Annotated in this window: 17 protein-coding genes and 1 riboswitch; of the genes, 8 read left to right on the top strand and 9 right to left on the bottom strand. The window is 76.1% G+C overall.

Annotated features, from left to right (window positions below; all coding sequences use genetic code 11):
- Nucleotides 1-65: 65 nt before the first annotated feature.
- Together RM555_RS11685 and RM555_RS11690 are read right to left on the bottom strand one after the other, a co-directional pair.
- On the bottom strand, nucleotides 66-995 hold the full coding sequence (locus RM555_RS11685; protein WP_311411757.1) for a GNAT family N-acetyltransferase: 930 nt from the start codon (nucleotides 993-995) through the stop codon (nucleotides 66-68).
- Between the two features lie 33 nt (nucleotides 996-1,028).
- Nucleotides 1,029-1,622, bottom strand: a complete 594-nt coding sequence (locus tag RM555_RS11690) for a helix-turn-helix domain-containing protein (protein ID WP_311411758.1) — start codon at nucleotides 1,620-1,622, stop codon at nucleotides 1,029-1,031.
- A 63-nt stretch (nucleotides 1,623-1,685) separates the two neighbouring features.
- Between RM555_RS11690 and RM555_RS11695 the strand changes: the two genes are divergently transcribed.
- Nucleotides 1,686-2,276: a dienelactone hydrolase family protein gene (locus RM555_RS11695; RefSeq protein ID WP_311411759.1), complete on the top strand. Its 591-nt coding sequence runs from the start codon at nucleotides 1,686-1,688 to the stop codon at nucleotides 2,274-2,276.
- A 16-nt stretch (nucleotides 2,277-2,292) separates the two neighbouring features.
- On the opposite strand, the gene RM555_RS11700 is transcribed toward RM555_RS11695, so the two are convergent.
- On the bottom strand, nucleotides 2,293-4,815 hold the full coding sequence (locus RM555_RS11700; protein WP_311411760.1) for a S8 family serine peptidase: 2,523 nt from the start codon (nucleotides 4,813-4,815) through the stop codon (nucleotides 2,293-2,295).
- Between the two features lie 78 nt (nucleotides 4,816-4,893).
- Between RM555_RS11700 and RM555_RS11705 the strand changes: the two genes are divergently transcribed.
- On the top strand, nucleotides 4,894-6,711 hold the full coding sequence (locus RM555_RS11705; protein ID WP_311411817.1) for a glycerol-3-phosphate dehydrogenase/oxidase: 1,818 nt from the start codon (nucleotides 4,894-4,896) through the stop codon (nucleotides 6,709-6,711).
- An 88-nt stretch (nucleotides 6,712-6,799) separates the two neighbouring features.
- Entirely contained in the window at nucleotides 6,800-7,330 is a 531-nt protein-coding gene (locus RM555_RS11710) for a hypothetical protein (protein ID WP_311411761.1), read from the top strand.
- Nucleotides 7,331-7,417: 87 nt separating this feature from the next.
- On the opposite strand, the gene RM555_RS11715 is transcribed toward RM555_RS11710, so the two are convergent.
- Complete coding sequence (locus tag RM555_RS11715; RefSeq protein WP_311411762.1) at nucleotides 7,418-8,818, bottom strand: FAD-binding oxidoreductase; 1,401 nt, start codon at nucleotides 8,816-8,818, stop codon at nucleotides 7,418-7,420.
- A gap of 68 nt (nucleotides 8,819-8,886) precedes the next feature.
- Here RM555_RS11715 and RM555_RS11720 point away from each other — a divergent pair, with 68 nt between their 5' ends.
- Entirely contained in the window at nucleotides 8,887-9,180 is a 294-nt protein-coding gene (locus RM555_RS11720) for a DUF4031 domain-containing protein (protein WP_311411763.1), read from the top strand.
- On the opposite strand, the gene RM555_RS11725 is transcribed toward RM555_RS11720, so the two are convergent.
- Nucleotides 9,177-9,812 carry an HD domain-containing protein gene (locus tag RM555_RS11725; protein ID WP_311411764.1) on the bottom strand — a complete coding sequence of 212 codons (636 nt, stop codon included), beginning with the start codon at nucleotides 9,810-9,812 and terminating at the stop codon, nucleotides 9,177-9,179. The two genes, RM555_RS11720 and RM555_RS11725, sit on opposite strands and share 4 nt — an antisense overlap.
- Nucleotides 9,813-9,886: 74 nt before the next feature.
- Between RM555_RS11725 and RM555_RS11730 the strand changes: the two genes are divergently transcribed.
- Entirely contained in the window at nucleotides 9,887-11,143 is a 1,257-nt protein-coding gene (locus tag RM555_RS11730; protein ID WP_311411818.1) for an FUSC family protein, read from the top strand.
- 21 nt (nucleotides 11,144-11,164) lie between these two features.
- Here RM555_RS11730 and RM555_RS11735 read toward each other — a convergent pair whose 3' ends face one another.
- Complete coding sequence (locus tag RM555_RS11735) at nucleotides 11,165-12,556, bottom strand: aminotransferase-like domain-containing protein (protein ID WP_311411765.1); 1,392 nt, start codon at nucleotides 12,554-12,556, stop codon at nucleotides 11,165-11,167.
- On the opposite strand from RM555_RS11735, the gene RM555_RS11740 reads away from it, so the two are divergent.
- Nucleotides 12,555-13,493, top strand: a complete 939-nt coding sequence (locus RM555_RS11740) for a DMT family transporter (RefSeq protein WP_311411766.1) — start codon at nucleotides 12,555-12,557, stop codon at nucleotides 13,491-13,493. The genes RM555_RS11735 and RM555_RS11740 overlap by 2 nt on opposite strands.
- An 88-nt stretch (nucleotides 13,494-13,581) precedes the next feature.
- Here the strand turns inward: RM555_RS11740 and RM555_RS11745 are convergent, their stop codons facing one another.
- Entirely contained in the window at nucleotides 13,582-14,862 is a 1,281-nt protein-coding gene (locus RM555_RS11745) for an aminotransferase class V-fold PLP-dependent enzyme (RefSeq protein WP_311411767.1), read from the bottom strand.
- 46 nt (nucleotides 14,863-14,908) lie between these two features.
- Nucleotides 14,909-15,028, bottom strand: a riboswitch (SAM riboswitch).
- 22 nt (nucleotides 15,029-15,050) lie between these two features.
- Between RM555_RS11745 and RM555_RS11750 the strand changes: the two genes are divergently transcribed.
- A complete protein-coding gene (locus RM555_RS11750; protein ID WP_311411768.1) occupies nucleotides 15,051-16,538 on the top strand; it encodes a PrsW family intramembrane metalloprotease in 1,488 nt (495 codons plus the stop codon).
- Nucleotides 16,539-16,547: 9 nt separating this feature from the next.
- On the opposite strand, the gene RM555_RS11755 is transcribed toward RM555_RS11750, so the two are convergent.
- Both RM555_RS11755 and RM555_RS11760 read right to left on the bottom strand, forming a co-directional pair.
- Nucleotides 16,548-16,715, bottom strand: coding sequence for a hypothetical protein (locus RM555_RS11755; RefSeq protein WP_165947924.1), 168 nt, complete (start codon nucleotides 16,713-16,715; stop codon nucleotides 16,548-16,550).
- Between the two features lie 100 nt (nucleotides 16,716-16,815).
- A complete protein-coding gene (locus RM555_RS11760) occupies nucleotides 16,816-17,154 on the bottom strand; it encodes a GroES family chaperonin (protein WP_121400053.1) in 339 nt (112 codons plus the stop codon).
- Between the two features lie 88 nt (nucleotides 17,155-17,242).
- Here RM555_RS11760 and RM555_RS11765 point away from each other — a divergent pair, with 88 nt between their 5' ends.
- Entirely contained in the window at nucleotides 17,243-18,610 is a 1,368-nt protein-coding gene (locus RM555_RS11765) for an AI-2E family transporter (protein ID WP_396888737.1), read from the top strand.

Consider the following 18,610-nt stretch of genomic DNA (forward strand, 5'->3'; position numbering starts at 1 on the left):
GGGCGCGACGATCACCAATGCGGGCGAATGACGTTATGAGGGTCTATATCCCCTTCGCCCCGTTGTCAGTCCCCGAGCGTCCTGCGGTACAGGAAGAAGACGCGCTCGATCCGGGCGCCCGCGCTGCCCGAGTAGAACGGGACCGGCCCGACCCAGCCGATCTGCGCCGCCGTCACGCCCGCCGCCCGCTGCTCGCGCAGGCAGCGGCGCAGCAGCACCCCGCCGATCCCCGAACCCTCGGCCGCCGGGGCGGTGCCCATCGGGCCGAACCAGCTCGGCCGCGACGACCCGTACGCGGCGAAGCCGAGCACCTCGCCGTCGCGCTCGGCCAGGTGGCAGCCCGCCCCCTCCCGGCCCACCGAGCCGGCCAGTTCGGCGTCCCAGGCCCCGCCGAAGGTGGCGCGGGCGAACTCCGCCAGCGCCGGCAGGTCACCCGCCTCGGCGCGCCGGACCGTGACGCCCTGCCCGGCCAGCCGCGCCTCCGCCGGCTCCGTCGGGCGCAGCGCGGGCGAGCCGTCGTACGACAGGTCGGCGGTCATGTTCCACGCCGTCCGGTCCTGCCAGTAGCCGAGCGCCAGCGCGGCGCAGACCGCCGGGGTGTAGCGCACGTCGATGCCGGGCCAGGCGTAGTGCGGCGGATTCCCGGCGAGCAGCACCTCTACCGCGCCGAGCTCGGCGAGTCGCGCCTCGGCGGTCGCCAGCAGGGCCCTCCCGACACCGCGCCGCCGCTCCTCCGGTGCCACCGCGACCAGGTCGACGTGACCACGGGCGTCGCCGTCGCCGGCGGCGAGGGAGCCGATGAGCACACCGACGAGGCGCCCCTGCCGGTGCGCGCCCCACACGAACACCGGGCGGTGGGCGGCGGCCCGCGCCCAGAGGGTGTCCACGACGGCCGGCGCCTCGGCTGCGTCCTCCGGCAGGTCCAGTGCCCGCCCGCAGAGCTCCACCACGGCGGGCCGCCGGTCGGGCCCCAGCTCGACGATCTTCAGGTCCATGGACGCCGACCCTAGGTCACCGGAGCGCTTCTGTTAAGAAGAGCCCCTGTCGGCGCCTGGGTCGGGGTCGGGGAGGGTCGGCGCGTCGGTGGGATAGAGGCCGGCGACGAACCCGTACACCTGGTCGCCGGATCGGGGGATCTGGGCGAAGCGGCGGGCCAGCGCCTGCACCTCGGCCCAGAACGCGCGTACCTCCTCGATCGGGATGCGGGCGTGCACGAGGGTGCAGCGCAGGTCGTCGGCGGCGTGGGCGGCGGCCGATTCGGCGACGGCCTCCGCGAGCCCGTTGACGGCGGTCGCGACCTGTCTGTCCTCGGGCCGGGTGAGCGCGCCGATGTAGAGCGTGCGGGCGACCCGCCCGTAGTACCGCTCGTCGATCGCCCGCACCCGCCGGGTCCGTACCACCCTGAGCAGGCCGGCGTCGACGAGCGCGGTCACGTGGTAGGCGACGCTGCTCTTCGGCCGGTCGACCGCCCGGGCCAGCTCGGTCACCGTGGCGGCCCGCTCCAGGAGCAGCTCCAGGAGGGTGGCGCGCAGGGGATCGGCCAGCGCGCGAAGCTGCGCGGGCGCGGTGACCACGAGCAGCTCGTCGAGGTCGTAGTCCGGGATCCGCTCATTGCTCGACATTTCTCGACCGTTCTAGAATCATGGATCATTCGATCGTTGTCGTCTGTTGACAGGAGTGTAGAGATGGCCGACGTGGTCCTGTTCCACCATCTGCGCGGGCTCACCGACGGGCTGCGCGAGTTCGCCGAACAGTTGCGGGCGGGCGGGCACACCGTGCACACCCCCGACCTGTTCGACGGTGAACGCCCGGCGACCCTCGACGAGGGCTTCGCGCTCACGAAGAGCATCGGGCGCGAGGTGCTGCGCGAGCGCGCCGACCGGGCCGTGGCCGAGCTGCCCGACGGGCTGGTCCACGCGGGCTTCTCCTGGGGCGCCGCCACCGCCCAACGGCTCGCCCAGACCCGGCCCGGCGCGCGTGGCGCGCTGCTCTACGAATCCTGCCTGCCCGTCACCGGCGAATGGGCCGTCGGCCCCTGGCCCGCCGGGGTCCCGGTGCAGATCCACGGCATGGACGCCGACCCGTTCTTCGCCCTGGAGGGCGACATCGAAGCCGCCCGCGAGCTGGTCGGCATCGTCGGCCCCGACCTCGGCGAGCTGTTCGTCTACCCGGGCGACCAGCACCTGTTCACCGACAGCACGCTGCCGTCGTACGACGCGGAGGCCACGACACTGGTGCTGCGGCGCTCGCGGGAGTTCCTCGACCGGCTGGGGTGAACCGGCGCTCCGCCCCTCAGCCCCGTGCCGCCCGCACCGCCGCGTACGCGTCGACCAGGCCGGCGCCGGTGATGTTCCGGTCGCCCCCGCAGGTCTGCGTCCGGGCGGCGTACGTGGCCACGGCCGGGGTCGCGGTGTCCCGGAGGATCTGCCGGGTGCGGGGCAGGTCGCCGACCAGCGCCGGGTTGGCCGACCACATCAGCGCCACCACGCCGGCCACCTGCGGCGTCGCCATCGAGGTGCCGCTCAGGACGGCGTACCCGCCGCCCGGCATCGCCGACAGCACCTCGTCGCCCGGCGCGACCACGTCCGGCTTGGCCGCCCCCGGCACCGGTCCCCGCGACGAGAACAGGGTGACCTTGCGCTGCCGGTCCACCGCGCCGACGGTCAGCACGTCCGCGTACGGGGCGGGCGGGTCGTCGATCGAGCGGCAGTACGGCCCGGTGTTGCCGGCCGCTGCCACCACCATGACGCCGGCGGCGTCCAGGGCGGCGGTGGCCGGCCCGAGCACGCCCGGGTCGCAGCCCTCGAGCGCCGGGCAGCCCCACGAGTTGGTGAGGATGTCCGGCGCGCGTGCCGGGCGCCCGTCGGTGAACGGGTCCCCGCCCGCCGGGAAGGGCGCCAGCATGAACTGGAGGCAGTCCAGGTAGTACGCGGGGTTGCCGAGGTTGCGGTCCAGGTTGACGCAGCCGGCCCACCGGGCGCCCGGGGCGACCCCGATGCCGCCCCGGCCCACCGCGCTGCCCGCCGTGTGGGTGCCGTGCCCGCCCTGGTCGGTCGGCGCCCGGGTGCCGTTCCACGGGTCGTGCCAGGAGTCGTCGCCGCCCCGGAAGCCGCCCGCCAGCGCGGGGTGCCCGCCGTCCACGCCCGAGTCCGAGCTGCCGACCACGATCCCGGAGCCGTCCACCCCGAGCTGGGACCAGACCCGGTCCGCACCGAGCATCCGGACGTTCCACTCGGGGCCGGTGGGCGCGGGCGCGGTGCCGCGACTGCGGCCGGCCGGCGCGGGCAGCGGTCGCACCCGCTGGCTGACCAGCACCCGGGCGACCTCCGGACGGCGCGACAGCCAGGCCCGCACCGCCGGCCCGCCGTCGACCTCGACGGCGTTGACGAGGTAGTAGGGGGTGTGGTCGAGCCGCAGCCGGCGCAGGTCCCGGCGCAGGTCGGCCTGGGTCCGCTCGGCGGTCGTGACCAGCCGCCGGTGGACCTCGGCGACCCGGGCGTCCCGGCCGGCCCGACCGGTCGTCGCCGGGACGCCGGCGAGGTCGGCCTGCTCGCGGAGCACCACGAACAGCCGCTCGCCGTGCAGGCCGGGCTGGCCCACGCCGACGGCCACCCCGCCGACCGCGACCAGCAGGACGCCGACGGTCACCCCGGCGACCCGCCGGCTCGGCCGCCGGCCCCAGCCCAGCAGCACCCCGTACGTCACGGCGAGGACGGCCGCGACGGCGAGCCCGGCGCCGGCGGCGGCGGCCACCCAGAACGGCACGTCGCGGGTGCTGGCCAGGAGGAGGGTGATCTCCTCGGGGTCGGTGAAGGCCAGCGGGCCGAGCACGCCGAGCCCCACCAGCCAACGGGTCGCGGGCCGCAGAGCGCCCGTCCCCGGTCGCCCGGCCGGGAGCGGTCCGGAGGGGCCGGCCGGAGCGGCACCCGGGGAGCCGACGGAGGCGGCGCCCGGCGGGCCGGCCGGGGCCGGGCGGCGGGCCGCCGCGTGCAGGGCCGCCAGCGCGAAGCCGGCCGGCGGCAGGGTCAGCAACAGGGGAAGCTGGGCTCCGGACTGGCCGACCCCGGCGGCGAGCAGCAGCAGCGTGACCCCGGCGACCAGGCCGCCGACCAGCACCAACCGGGCCGGCCGGGGCGGTTCACCGACGGTGAAGCGGGACCAGAAGGCGTCGTCCAGCAGCGCCCCGGCCAGCACGCCCAGCGCGGCGGCGGCGACCCCGGCGAGCACCGTCTCCAGCAGCCCACCGAGGGCGCCCAGCCAGACCCAGGGCAGCAGCAGCGCCAGCCCGCCGGCCACCCCGAGCAGCGTGACGCCCGACGCGGGCGCCCGGCGCGGGGCGGCCGACGCGGGCACCCGGGGGGTCGCGCCCGCCGCGCGGCGGGCCAGCGCCCGCAGGACGAGGGCGGCCAGGGCGGCCGTGGCGGCCAGCGCGGCGAGATACGCCTCGTGGTGCACCGGCGGCATCGCCCGGAGCAGCCCCAGCGCGCCGAGCGCGAGCGCCGTCGCCAACCAGGTCCGGCCGGTGGTGCGGACCGCCGCCGAGCGGGGCAGCAGGGCCAGCGTCAGCGCGGGCGCCCCGACCAGCAGCACGGTGAACAGCACCGTCGCCGGCCAGAGCCAGACCACGCGGTCCAGCCCGGAGGCCAGCAGGACCTGGTCGGCCAGCCAGCCGCCGAGCTGGCCGACGACGACGAGCCCGACCGTCCAGCAGCCGGTCACCGCCGCCGCCACCACCGCCCAGGGGCTCGGCGGGCCCGGCGTGGCCAAGGGCCTCGGAACGGGTTGACCAGCGGGGAACGGGGGGCCGACCTCCATCCTGCGACAGTACGGCGCGGACGGGCTGTCCCGCCGGGTGGCGGCGGCGGTTACCGTGGACGGGTGCGTGACCCCAACGTGTCCCGAACGACGGCCGGCCAGCTCTCCCCCGAGCGCCGGGCCGCCGACCTGCGCCGCCTGCGCGCCGAACGCTTCGACGTGCTGGTCATCGGCGGTGGCGCGACCGGGGCGGGTGCCGCCCTGGACGCCGCCTCGCGGGGGCTGAAGGTGGCCCTGGTGGAGGCGCGCGACTACGCCGCCGGCACCTCCAGCCGCTCCAGCAAGCTCATCCACGGGGGCCTGCGCTACCTGGAGCAGTTGGAGTTCCACCTGGTGCACGAGGCGCTCACCGAGCGCGGGCTGCTCGCCACCCGGCTGGCCCCGCACCTGGTCCGGCCGGTGCCCATCCTGGTCCCGCTGCCCGACGGGCGGGGCGTACGCGGCCTGCCGGCCCGGGTGTTGCGCCGCTCCTACTACGGCGCCGGCGTCGCGGCGTACGACGCCTTCGCCGGGGTCTTCGGCGGCGGGCGCGGCATGCCGCTGCACCGGCACCTGACCCGCGAGGGCGCCCGCCGCGTCTTCCCGAGCCTGCGTGCGGACGCGGTGGCCGGCGCGATCCGCTACTACGACGGGCAGGTCGACGACGCGCGGCTGGTGGTGACCCTGGCCCGCACGGCGGCCAGCCTCGGCGCGACCGTGGTGAACAGCACCCGGGCGGTCGGGCTCATCCGGCAGGCCCGCGAGGTCACCGGCGTCCGGGTCCGCGACCTGGAGGCACCGCCCGGCTCCCCCGACGCCGAGTTCGAGGTACGCGCCCGCACCGTCATCGCCGCCACCGGCGTGTGGAGCGACGACATGTCGCGGATGCTGAACGACGTCGGGCTGCGCCCCGGCATCCGCGTCCGGGCCTCCAAGGGCGTGCACCTGGTGGTGCCCCGCTCGGCGATCACCGGCGAGGCCGGGCTGATCCTGCGTACGGCCACCAGCGTGCTCTTCGTCATACCGTGGGGCGGGCACTGGATCATCGGCACCACCGACACCGACTGGCGGCTGGACCGCTCCCACCCGGCGGCCTCCGCCCGGGACATCGCATACCTGCTGGAGCAGGTCAACACGGTGCTCGACCGGCCGCTGACGACGGCCGACATCGAGGGCGTCTACGCCGGGCTGCGGCCGCTGCTGGCCGGCGAGGCCGACTCCACCTCCAAGCTGTCCCGCGAGCACGCCGTCTTCGAGCCGATGCTCGGTCTGCTGCTGGTCGCCGGCGGCAAGTACACGACGTACCGGGTGATGGCCTCCGACGTGGTCGACCGGGCCGCCCACCGGCTCGGCGCCGTACGCCCCTCCCGCACCGCCGACCTGCCGCTGCTCGGCGCCGACGGCTACCCGGCGACGTGGCGGGACCGGGCGGACCTCGCCCGCCGGCACGGGATGCCGGTCGGGGTGGTCGAGCACCTGCTGGAGCGCTACGGCACCCTCACCCGCGACCTGCTCGCGCTGATCGACGCGGACCCGCTGCTGGCGTCCCCGCTGGCCGGCGCACCGGAGTACCTGGCCGCCGAGGTGACGTACGCGGCCCGGGCCGAGGGGGCGCTGCACCTGGAGGACGTGCTCACCCGGCGGACCCGGATCTCCTTCGAGACGGCGCACCGGGGCCTGGAGTCGGCGGGCCACGCGGCCGAGCTGATGGGCGCGGTGCTCGGCTGGGACGAGGCCACCCGGGCCCGCGAGGTGGAGCACTACCGTGCCCGGGTGGAGGCGGAACGCGAGTCCCAGCTGATGCCCGACGACGCCACCGCCGACGCCGCCCGGCTCGGCGCGCCCGACGTCCGGGGCTTCGCGGCGGACCGCGGCGTGGACGACGACCAGGCCGAACTGCCGTCCTCGTCCCGCTGACGGCCCGGCCCCGGTCACCCCTACATTCGCCCGCCCCACCCCGGAGAGCGGTTACGGCCCTCACCCACCGTGGGATAGGTTCCGGCCCGTGCCCTCCGCTTCCTGGCCGCGTCCGGTCCGCGTGTCCGTCGCCGCCCTGCTGGCCGCCGCCCTCGCCGGCTGCGCGCTGCCCGGAAGCGCCGACGACGGCCCCGCGCCGGGTCCGGCCGGCACCGGGCCGTCGCAGCCGGGGCCCGGCGGGGCGGCGACCGCCGGAAGGGGCGAGGTCAGCCTCCTTCAGCGGGTCGGCACGGACGGGCCGCTGCGCACGCTCAACGTGGAACCGGACGGCAGGTGGGAGTGTGTCGACTGCGCCGGCGACGGCGTGACGTCGACGGGCGTGCTCGGCCCGGAACACGTCGCCCGGCTCCAGAAGCTGCTCGCCGACCCGGGGCTGGCGAAGGAGACCGACCAGGTCCGGCGCTACCAGGTCACCTGCATCGACGCGCTGACCTCCAGCCTGCTCACCTCGACCGGCCTGGTCACGTCGCAGGACTGCCCGGGCGAGGAGCACCCGCCCATCGCCAACGAGATCCTGCTGCTGCTCACCCAGGCCACCCCGGCCGAGATGACCGCCTGACGGCCGGGCCCCCGGCGGAGGCCCGCCCGGGACCGGCGCCACCGGCGTCCGGAGCGCGGCCGGCGGAAGGCCGTCGCGCCGGGCCCGTCAGAGGACCTTGCCGGGGTTGAGCAGGCCGGCCGGGTCCAGGGCGGCCTTGATCGCCTGGTGCACCCGCAGGCTCACCGGGCCGATCTCGCGGGCCAGCCAGTCGCGCTTGAGCAGGCCCACGCCGTGCTCGCCGGTGCAGGTGCCGCCCAGTTCGAGGCCGAGGCGCATGATCTCGTCGAACGCGCGCCGGCCGCGTTCGAGGCTCGCCGGGTCGGCCCGGTCCACCACGATGTTCGGGTGCATGTTGCCGTCGCCGGCGTGACCGACCACGCCGATGGTCACGTCGCACTCGGCCGCGATCCGGGCCACCCCGTCGAGCAGCGCCGCCAGCGCGCCCCGGGGGACCGCCACGTCGTCGATGACCAGACCGCCGTTGCCGCCCGGGTAGGTCTCCGCCGCGAACTTCTCCATCGCCGGATGGGCGAGCCGGCGCGCCTGCAACAGGGCTGCCGCCTCCACGGCGTCGGTGGCCGCGTAGACCTCGTCGGCGCCGGCCGCCTCGCAGACCGCGGCCAGGCCGGCCAGATCGTCGGCCGCGCGGGAGCCGGTGTCGGTGGCGGCCAGCAGCAGCGCCTGGGCGTCCGTCCGCAGCCCCATCGGACGGTACGCCTCGATCGCCCGCAGGTGCGTCCGGTCGAGCAGCTCCAGCAGGCTGGGGGAGAGCCCCCGGGCGGCGATCCCGGCCACGGCCGCGCCGGCGGCGGCGGTGGACGGGAAGACCGCCACCATGGTCAGCGACTCCGCCGGGGCGGGCCGCAGCGCCACCGTCACCTCCGTGATCACGCCGAGGGTGCCCTCGGAGCCGACGAAGAGCCGGGTGAGGTCGTACCCGGCCACCCCCTTGGCGGTACGCCGGCCGGTGCGCAGCACCTCCCCGGAGGCGAGCACCACCTCCAGGCCCAGCACGTACTCGGTGGTGACGCCGTACTTGACGCAGCACATGCCGCCGGCGTTGGTGGCGACGTTCCCGCCGATCGTGGACGACTCCCACGAGCCCGGGTCGGGCGGGTACCACAGCCCCTGCTTCGCCACGGCGGCGGCGAGCGTCGCGTTGACCACGCCGGGCTGCACCACGGCGATCCGGCTCACCGGGTCGATCTCCAGCACGGCGTCCATCGCGACGGTGCTCAGCACCATCGCGCCGTCGACGGCGTTGGCCGCGCCGGCCAGCCCCGTGCGCGCCCCCTGCGGCACCACCGGTACGCCGTGCCGCGCGGCCGCCCGCAGCGCGGCGGCCACCTGTGCGGTGGTGCGGGGACGGACGACGACCAGGGGCGTGCCGGCGGCGCAGAGGTCGGCCTCGTCCCGCTCGTGCATCCGCAGCAGGTCCGGGTCGGTCAGGACGGCGTCGTCGCCGAGCGCCGCCCGCAGATCGTCGAGGAGGGAGGATCCGGCCATGTCGCCGAGGCTACGGTCGGTCCCGCGCGATCACCAACCGGTCCCCGGTGCGGGGTACCTTGGCCGACATGCTCTACCTGGACCGGCCCGCCTGGCCGTGGCGGGGACGGCTCTGGTCCCACCTGATCAGCGACGTCTCCCCCGCCGAGCTGCACGCCTTCGCCGAGATGCTGGGCGCGCCCCGCCGGGGGTTCGACCGGGACCACTACGACATCCCGGCCGACCGGTTCGCGATGGCGGTCTGGCTGGGCGCCCGGGTGGTGCCGAGCCGGGAGCTGGTACGCCTGCTCCGCGAGGCCGGCCTGCGCCGCCCCAAGCACCTGGCCCGCCCGCGTGGGGTGGGGGTGGCAGCGGAGGGCTAGCGGAGGGTGGACAGTTCGCGGGTCAGGTTGGCGCGGGCCCGGGGCTCCCAGCGCCGTGCCAGCGGCGGCAGCCGGAACAGCGCCGGCAGGGCGAGCAGTCCGGCGAGCACCCGGGCGCGGCCGGCCCGGAAGTCGGGCTCGGGCACGTGCGCGTACTCCCGGCGGATCGCCGCGGCGTAGCGGTCGTACGCCTCGGGCGGCGCCGCCAGGACGGCGAGGTCGGCGTCGCAGAGCAGCGCACCGTCGGCGTCGCCCGGCTCCACGGCGTGCCCGGCGGTGAGCAGCACCAGCCGGCGCACCTCGGCCACGGCGTCGGCCGGCAGGCCCGCCCGGGTGAGCAGCGTCCCGGCGAGCGCCGCGCTGTCGCGCTCGTTGGCGTCGCCCCCGGCGCGCGGGTCGTAGACGGCGTCGTGGCACCAGGCCGCGAGGCGCACCAGGTCCGGCCGCCCGGCGGCCGGCGCGTGGGCGTCGACCACGTCGAGGACGGCGGTCAGGTGGTCGGCATCGTGGTAGTGCCGGTGCGGCTCCCGCCAGCGGGCCAGCAGGTCCTCGCCGACCCGGGTCAGCTCCGCCGCGTCGGTCATTCCGGCGCACCGGGCCGCGGCCCGCCACCGGTCGGGAAGGTCGACCATCCGGCCGAGTCTGCCCTACCGCCGTCCTCGCCGAGGATTCACCCGGCGTGGCACGGGTAGTCCCCGCCATGGCCGTGGCCCGGGACCGTCGACCCTCACTGGTGCGACGCGCCATACTGCGCGACCGGGGCAAGGAGCTCGACACGGCCCGGGTCGCCCAGGCCTTGGAGACCCTGCGGCACCGCAGCAAGACCACCCTGCACGACCGCCTGCACCGGTTGCGGATGGCGATGGGTCTCGCCGTGCAGGCCGGCCTCGCCGCCGGACTGTCCTGGCTGGCGGCGCACGAGCTGCTCGGCAACCCGCAGCCGGTCTTCGCGCCGATCTCCGCGGTCGGCACCCTCGCCGCCTCGGTCGGCCAGCGGTTCCGCCGTACGGTGGAGTTGATCGTCGGGGTGGCGATCGGGGTGGCCGTCGGTGACTTCCTCATCTACCTGCTCGGCACCGGCCCGTGGCAGCTCGGCCTGGTGGTCACCCTGGCCATCGTGCTGACCATCTTCGCGGGCGCCAGCGTGGCCATCGTCATCCAGGCGGCGGCCACGGCGGTGCTGATCGTCACGCTCAGCCCGTCGACCGAGAACCTGGAGATCCCCCGGTTCATCGACGCGTTCGTCGGCGGCGGCATCGCGCTGCTGGTCACCGCCGTCCTGCTGCCGCTCAATCCGCTGCGGGTCATCAACCGGGCCGCCCGGCCCGCCCTGGACCTGCTCGCCGCTCAGCTCGACATGGCCGCGGACGCCCTGCGGGAACGGGACCGGGACAAGGCCCAGCGGGCCCTGGACCGGCTCCGCAACAACCAGGAAGAGCTGAGCGCCTTCACCGAGGCCATCGAGGGGGCTAAGGAGACCGCCATGCTCTCCCCGGCCCGGTGGCACCGGCGGGACGAGCTCACCCACTACGCCGAGGCCGCCGACCCGATCGACCGGGCGATGCGCAACGCCGGCACGCTGACCCGGCGCGCGGTGACCCTGATCGAGGACGAGGAGCCCATCCCGGAGACGATGCCGGACGCGGTGGCCCATCTCGCCGAGTCGGTACGCCTGCTCAAGCACGAGTTCGCCGTCGGCGAGGAGCCCGAGCAGGCACGGGAGCGGGCGCTGCGCGCGGTCAGCGAGGCCGGCCGGGCGTACGCCGACGGGGTCGGCTTCTCCGGCAGCGTGGTGATCGCGCAGGTGCGGACCACCGCCAGCGACCTGATGGTGGCCTCCGGCATCAGCCAGGAGGAGGCGAACCGCGGGGTCCGGCAGTCCTTCGGCGACCAGGACCGGCCGGGCGGCGAGGGGGAGCGGGACGAAGCCCCGAAGCCGCCCGCCGCCCCGCCGCTCGGCTGACCCGCACCCCCGTCGACCCGGTCAGGCCCGCAGGGCGCGGGCCAGGCGACGGACGGCCTCGTCCATGAGGTCGGGTGGGGCGGCGGTGTAGGTGAGGCGGAGGTGGGGGGCCGGGGGTTCGGCGGCGTACCAGGGGCGGCCGGGGAGGACGACGACGCCCTCGGCGGCCGCGGCGGCGGCCAGCGCCACGTCGTCGGTGCCCTCCGGCAGGCGTACCCAGAGGTGCATGCCGCCGCGCGGGACCGGCTGCCGGGCCAGTTCCGGCAGGTGCCGGCGGAGCGCGGTCAGCAGCGCCTCGCGGCGGGTCCGCAGCGCGGTGCGCAGGGCGCGGCGGTGACGCGCCCAGGCCGGGGTGGTGACGAACTCGATCGTGGCCTGTTGCAGCGGCCCGGCGACGAAGAAGTCGTCGAGCAGCCGGGCCGCCCGCAGCCGGGCACCGGCCGGGCCGCGGGCGCCGATCGCGGCGACGCGCAACCCGGGGGCGGTCGACTTGGTCAGCGAACGCAGGTAGACGACGTGCCCGTCGGGGTCGTCGGCGGCCAGCGGTGGCGGGGCCTGGCCGTCGATGGTGAGGTCGCGGGCGTAGTCGTCCTCGATCAGGAACGCCCCGGCGTCGCGTACGGCCTCGGCGACCCGGGCCCGGCGGTCCTCTGCGAGCGTCGCGCCGTGCGGGTTGGCGTACAGCGGCTGGCAGTAGAACAGCCGGGCGCCGGTGCGGGCGAACGCGGCGGCGAGCTGGTCGGGGCGTACCCCGTCGGCGTCGGCGGGCACGGGCACCACCCGGAGGCCGGCCGCCCGGGCAGCGGCCAGCGCGCCCAGGTAGGTCGGCGACTCGACGAGCAGGGTGTCGCCGGGCGCGGCGAGCGCCCGCAGCGCGGACGACAGGGCGGCCTGTCCGCCCGGGCAGACCACCATGTCCCCGGCGCGCAGCCCGGCCCCGGCCTCGCGGGCGAACCAGGCGCGCAGGTCTTCGCGCCCCTCGGCCGGCCCGCGCTGCCAGGACGCGGGCTGCCGGGCGGCGCGGGTGAGCGCGGCCCCGAGCGCGGCGGCGGGTTGCAGCTCCCCGTCCAGGTAGCCCCCGGACAGCGGGATCGCTCCGGCGGGCGGTAACGCCAGTAGCGCCTGCATCTCGTCCTCGCCCGGCCGGCGGGGGCCGAGCGCCACGGTCTGCCACGACAGGTCGGGGGCGCGCCACTCGGGTGGCGGGGCGGCCACGAAGGTGCCCCTGCCGGCTCGCGTCTCGACCACTCCCTGGGCCACGAGCTGCCGGATGGCCTCGGCGACGGTGACCGGGGAGGCCTGGTGCCGGGCGGTCAGCTCGCGCACCGAGGGCAGCCGCGTGCCGGGATCCGCGGCAGCCGCGAGCGCGCGCAGGTCTTGGACGACGCGGTCGGCTGCGTTACCGTCATTCATGAACGGGAACAGTAGCGCTACTGTCAGGACCACGGTAACGGCGGACCGGACGGTCGGTCTCGCTCTCGGCGCGCTGGGCGTGCTCGCCTTCAGCATGTCGCTGCCCGCGACCCGCGTCGCCGTGCAACAGCTCGACCCGTGGTTCGTCGCCTTCGGCCGGGCCGTCGGCGCGGCGCTGCTGGCCTGGGCGTACCTGCGATCCACCGGCGCCCCGCGGCCCACGCCTGGTCAGTGGCGGCGGCTGACGGTCGTCGCCCTCGGTGTCGTCGTCGGTTTTCCGCTGTTCACCTCGCTGGCGCTCAGCACCCAGACCTCCGCGCACGGCGCGGTCGTCATCACCGCGCTGCCCGCCATGACCGCCGTGTTCGCGGTGCTGCGGGCCGGCGAGCGACCGCCGCCGCTGTTCTGGGCCGCCAGCGCCGGCGGGCTGCTGGCGGTGCTCATCTTCCTCGGCGCCAGCGGCGCGGTACGCGGGGCCCTCGCCCCGCCCGACCTGTTCCTGCTCGCGGCGGTCGTGCTCTGCGGCCTGGGGTACGCCGAGGGCGGCGCGCTCGCCCGCGAGCTGGGTGGCGCCCGGACGATCTGCTGGGCGTTGCTGCTCTCGCTGCCCGTCACCGTGCCTGTCATGGTCGTCGCCGCCGTGGCCGCCCCGCCGCGCGCCGACCCCGTCGCCTGGTCGGCGTTCGGCTACCTCACCGTGGTCTCGATGTTCCTGGGCTTCTTCGCCTGGTACGCGGGCCTGGCCCGGGGCGGCATCGCGCAGGTCGGGCAGATCCAGCTCGCCCAGCCGGTGCTCACCCTGGCCTGGTCGGCGCTGCTGCTCGGCGAGGCCGTCACCCCTGCCTCGATCGCGGCGGCGGTGGCCGTGCTGGCGTGTGTGGTGCTGATCCAGCGCACCCGCGACCGCGCGCCGGCACCCGCGGTGGGGAAGGCCTGACGGGGGACGCGCCCAGTCCCGGGGCCGTGCGGGGCTCGTGCCGTCCCGCCGGCCCCGGGGAGCGGGCCGGCGGGTGCTCCCGGGCCGGTCAGGCGAGCGCGGCGAGGGCGGCGAGCAGCCGGTCCACGTGCCCGGTCGTGCTGCCCAGGCCGATGCTGGCGCGCAGGGCGGTCGGCGGCAGGTCCCGCCGGCCGGCGCGGGCGGCCGCCTCGTCGAGCAGCCGCCGGGCCAGCGGGTGGGCGCAGAACAGGCCGTCGCGCACCCCGATGTCGTACGTCGCCGCGAGTGCCGCCGCCACCTCCGCCGAGTCCCGGCCGGCCACCACGAACGACACGATCCCCACCCGGGGCGCCGCCGGCCCGAACATGCGCAGCTCCAGCACGTGCGGCAGGGCCGCGAAGCCCTCGCGCAGCCGGGTCAGCAGAGCCTGCTCGGCGTCGTGCAGGGCGACCCGGTCCGCGTCGGCCAGCGCGGCGCAGACCGCCGCCAGGGCGACCGCGCCGAGCAGGTTCGGGGTGCCCGCCTCGTGCCGGGCCGGGCCGGTCGCCCACCGTACGTCGTGGGTGGCCGCCCCGACGTGGCTGGTGGCGCCCCCGCCGGCCAGGTACGGCGGTGCGGCGTCCAGCCAGTCCGCGCGCCCGACGAGCACCCCCGCGCCGAACGGGGCGTACAGCTTGTGGCCGGAGAGCGCGAGGTAGTCGACGTCGAGGGCGGCGACGTCCACCGGCGCGTGCGGGGCGAGCTGCGCGGCGTCCACCGCGATCCGGGCGCCGTGCCGCCGGGCGACCCGGGCCAGCTCGGCCACCGGCCAGCGCTCACCGGTCACATTGCTCGCGGCGGTCACCGCCACCAGCACGGGCGGGCCCTGCTGCGCGCTGCGGGGACCCGACGGGGCCGGCCTGCGCAGCTCGCCGAGCGCCGCGTCCAGCGCGCGGACCGCCCCGGCGGGATCCGGGGGCACCGGCAGCCGCACCGAGCCACGCGGCCAGGGCAGCAGGTTGGCGTGGTGCTCCCCGCCGAAGGTGACCACCGTCGTGCCGGCGGGCAGCGCCCGGGCCAGCAGGTTCAGCGCGTCGGTGGTGTTGCGGGTGAAGACCACGTGGTCGTCGGCGCGGGCGCCGAGGAAGTCGCCGACCGTCTGCCGGGCGCGCTCGTAGGCGAGGGTGCAGCGCCGCGACAGCGCCCCGGCGCCGCGATGCACGCTGGCGTACCAGGGCAGCAGCTCGGCCACCGCGTCGGCCGCGGCCCGCGCGCAGGGCGCGGTGGCCGCGTAGTCGAGGTTCACCTGGCCGGGTACGCCGAGCACGTCGAGCGGGTCGGCGACGGCGGGCGGTCGCGGCGCGGGCGGGGGTACGAGGGTGACGGTCATGGCCGACCTCCGGGTCCAGGGACCCCGGGTGGGCGCACACGGGCGGGGTCCGCGCTTGCCCGGCACGCGATCGGGCCGGGCCCGGTCATCACCCGGGGCACCCCACCGCGAACTCGACGAGGGTTGCCGGCCAGCAAGCCGGGGCTTGACGCTGGCACTCGTGACCTGCCCGCAGCATAGCCGGGTGAATGCGGCCGGACCAGGCGGCCGGGGATGGCTACGCTGACCGCATGGCCGACACCCCGCCCGGCGCACCCCTGCCGCCGTCGCCGACCGCGCCCGCCGTCCCGCCGCCGGGCGGGGCCGGGCCCCGGATGCCGTTACGCGGGCTCGACTGGCGTCGGATCCTGGTGCTGGTCGGGGCCGTCCTGTTCATCGCGGCCTGCGCGGTGTACATGGTCTTCGAACTCGGTTTCAATCTCGGCGTCGAGGCGCTGCTGATCGGGCTGGTCGCCGCGCTCCTCCCGGTTCCGGTCCTGGTGGCCTGTTTCCTCTGGCTGGACCGCTACGAACCGGAGCCCCTGAAGTACCTGATCTTCTGCTTCGCCTGGGGCGCGTTCGTCTCCACCGCCGCCTCATACAAGGTCAACAACTTCTCTGCCGGGCTCTTCGAGGACTGGGGGCTGCCGACCGCGCTGACCGCGGTGCTGGTCGCGCCGTTCATCGAGGAGTTGACCAAGGCGCTCGGGCCGATCCTGCTGCTGATCTTCCGCCGGCGGGAGATCTCGGGCATCACCGACGCCCTGGTCTACTGCGGGCTCTCCGCCGTCGGGTTCGCCATGGTGGAGAACATCCTCTACCTGGGCGGCCACGGCTACGCCAGCGGCGCCGAGCGGTACGGGCCGGCGACCGGCACCCAGCAGGTGATCGCCATCTTCATCGTCCGGATCCTGCTCTTCGGCTTCGCCCACCCGCTCTTCACCTCCATGACGGGGGTGGGGCTGGGCATCGCCGCGCGCACCGCCAGCCGGTGGGTCCGGGTGCTCGCCCCGCTCGCCGGCCTGCTGCTGGCGATGATGCTGCACGGGCTGTGGAACCTGCTGCCGACGCTCACCCAGGCCACCGGCCAGACGTTGTTCATGCTGTACGGCTTCATCGGCGTGATGGTGCCGGTCTTCTTCGCCATGGTCGGGCTCGCCCTGTGGCTACGGGCCTGGGAGGGGCGGCTCACCGAGCGGACGCTGCCGGACTACGTGCGGGCGGGCTGGCTGACCCCGCCGGAGGTGGCGGCGCTGAGCAGCCTGGGGCGGCGGCACGCGGCCCGGGTGTGGGCCAAGCGGGTGGCCGGCGACGGCGGGCTGAGGGCGATGCGCGGCTACCAGTTCGCGGCGACCCGGCTGGCGCTGCTGCGCGACGGCGCACTGCGCGGCCTGGACCGGCGTCCGGCGGACCGGGAGCGGACCGCGCGGGAGGAACGGGAGCTGCTGGAGGCGATCGGCGCGTACCGGTCGTTCTTCGTGGGCCGGGACCCGCAGGTGCCGGCGGGAATCTGGGACGGGCACCGCTACCACCTGCGGTTCCCGGACGGCACGCAGCGGTCGGTCGAGGCGCCGGACGATCCCGTCGTGCCGATCCCGGTGGTGCTCGTCCCGCCGCCCCCGCCGCCGGCCGGCTTCGGCCCGCCCGGCTGGTACGGCCAGCAGCCGCCGGCGCCGTGGCACCCCGGCCGCCCCTGAGCCCGGTCGTCAGGTCATCAGGCTGGTGAGGAAGTCACCGAGGCCCTGCGCCATCGCCATCAGTCCCGCCCCGATGGCCTTGAACATCTCCGCCGCGCCCTCCGGCCGGAAGGCCATGAAGTAGATCAGGAACGCGACGCTCCCCCAGAGCAGTATCTTCTTCACGAGTACCGGCATCGCGTCCCTCCCCAGGGCCGGTGATGCGGCTGGCTTCCCGGCGGGGGGCGACGCAAACGGCACCGGCGCCCTCATCCGGGCGGGCGGGCCGGGGGTGGGCTCAGAGGTAGAGGCCGGTGGAGTCGTTCTCGACCCGCTCGGCGGCCACGGCGTGCACGTCGCGTTCGCGCAGCAGCACGTACCCGCGGCCGTGCAGTTCGACCTCGGAGCGGTCGTCGGGGTCGAAGAGCACCCGGTCGCCCGAGACGATGGCGCGCACGTTCGGCCCCACGCCCACGGCGGTGGCCCAGGCCAGACGCTTGCCCACGGCGGCGGTCGCCGGAATCACGATGCCGGCGGTCGAGCGTCGCTCACCCTCGCTCCCCTCCATCCGCACCAGCACACGGTCGTGCAGCAGGCGGATCGGCAGCTTGGAGTCGAGATTCTGGTCGGCGGTCACGCCGCAGACGCTACCGTGTCCCGGTCGGCGGGCCGTGGGCGGTTACGCGCCGGGGGCCGGGGGCAATGTGTGGCGGACCTGCCCTACGGTGGCGTCGTCGGACGTATCCTGTCCGCCCACCGGCGTGGGCGGGCCGGTCTCTTGCCAGGAGGTGCGCTTGAGCCGCTTCGAGCAGATCCGCGGACGGCTCCGTCGCGCGTACGAGTCGGGCCGGGAGGCGGCGCGGGCACGCCGTACGGAGTCGGCCGACGGCCCCGAGTCGGCCGGCGTGGCCTCGCCGACGTCCCCCGGACCGGTGGCGGCGCCGTCCGCGACCGTGGTCGGCGCCCCGCCGCCCGGTGCCATGCACAACTCCACCTCCAGCCGGGACGACGCGGACGTGCCGCACGCGTTGCGGATCGCCGCCGCGTGGTCCTGGCGGCTGATCGTGATCGGCGTGGTGGCCTGGGCGCTGCTGAAGATCGTCGGCACCGTCCGGATCGTGGTCATCCCGCTGGCCGTCGCGCTGCTGCTCTCGGCGCTGCTCGCGCCGGCGGTCGGCTGGCTGCTGCGGGCCCGCTTCCCGCGGTCCATGGCGACGGCGGTGGTGCTGGTGGGCGGCCTGGCCGGGGTGATCGGCACGCTGACCCTGGTGGTGAACGAGTTCATCCAGGGCGTGCCGGAGCTGAGCAAGAAGTCCTCCGAGGGCGTCCGGCAGATCCAGGACTGGCTCAAGACCGGCCCGCTGCACCTCTCCGACGGCCAGCTCGACAACTACATCGAGGAGGGCCAGAAGTGGATCAACAACAACACCGAGAGGTTCACCAGCGGCGCCCTCTCCACGGCCGCCACGCTGGCTGAGGTCCTGACCGGCACGCTGCTGGTGCTCTTCGCCACGTTCTTCTTCCTGCGCGACGGCAACAAGATCTGGCGCTTCCTGGTCCGGCTGCTGCCGGTGGCCGCCCGCTGGAAGGTCGACGACGCCGGGCGGGCGTCCTGGGCGACGCTGGTCGCCTACGTCCGGGCGACCGTGCTGGTCGCCTTCATCGACGCGGTCGGCATCGGCGTCTTCCTGGTCATCTTCGACATCCCGTTCGCCTTCCCGCTCGCCGCGCTCGTCTTCCTCGGCGCGTTCATCCCGATCGTCGGTGCGACCCTGTCGGGCGTCGTCGCGGTCCTGGTCGCGCTGGTCGACAGCGGCCCGGTGACCGCGCTGATCATCCTCGGCGCGGTGATCGGGGTGCAGCAGGTGGAGGGGCACCTCCTCCAGCCGCTGATCATGGGCCGGGCGGTGGCCATCCACCCGCTCGCGGTCATCATCGGCATCGCGGCCGGCGTGGTCCTCGCCGGGATCACCGGCGCGCTGGTCTCGGTGCCGCTGATCGCCGTGCTCAACACGGCCGTCCGCCGGCTCGCCGCCCGCACCGTTCCGGACACCCCGCCCGACGCCGTCGTCGTCGCCTCCCAGGCGCCCTGA

Origin of the sequence: Micromonospora reichwaldensis (genome assembly GCF_031845925.1) — a bacterium.
GTDB classification, from domain to species: Bacteria; Actinomycetota; Actinomycetes; order Mycobacteriales; family Micromonosporaceae; genus Micromonospora; species Micromonospora reichwaldensis.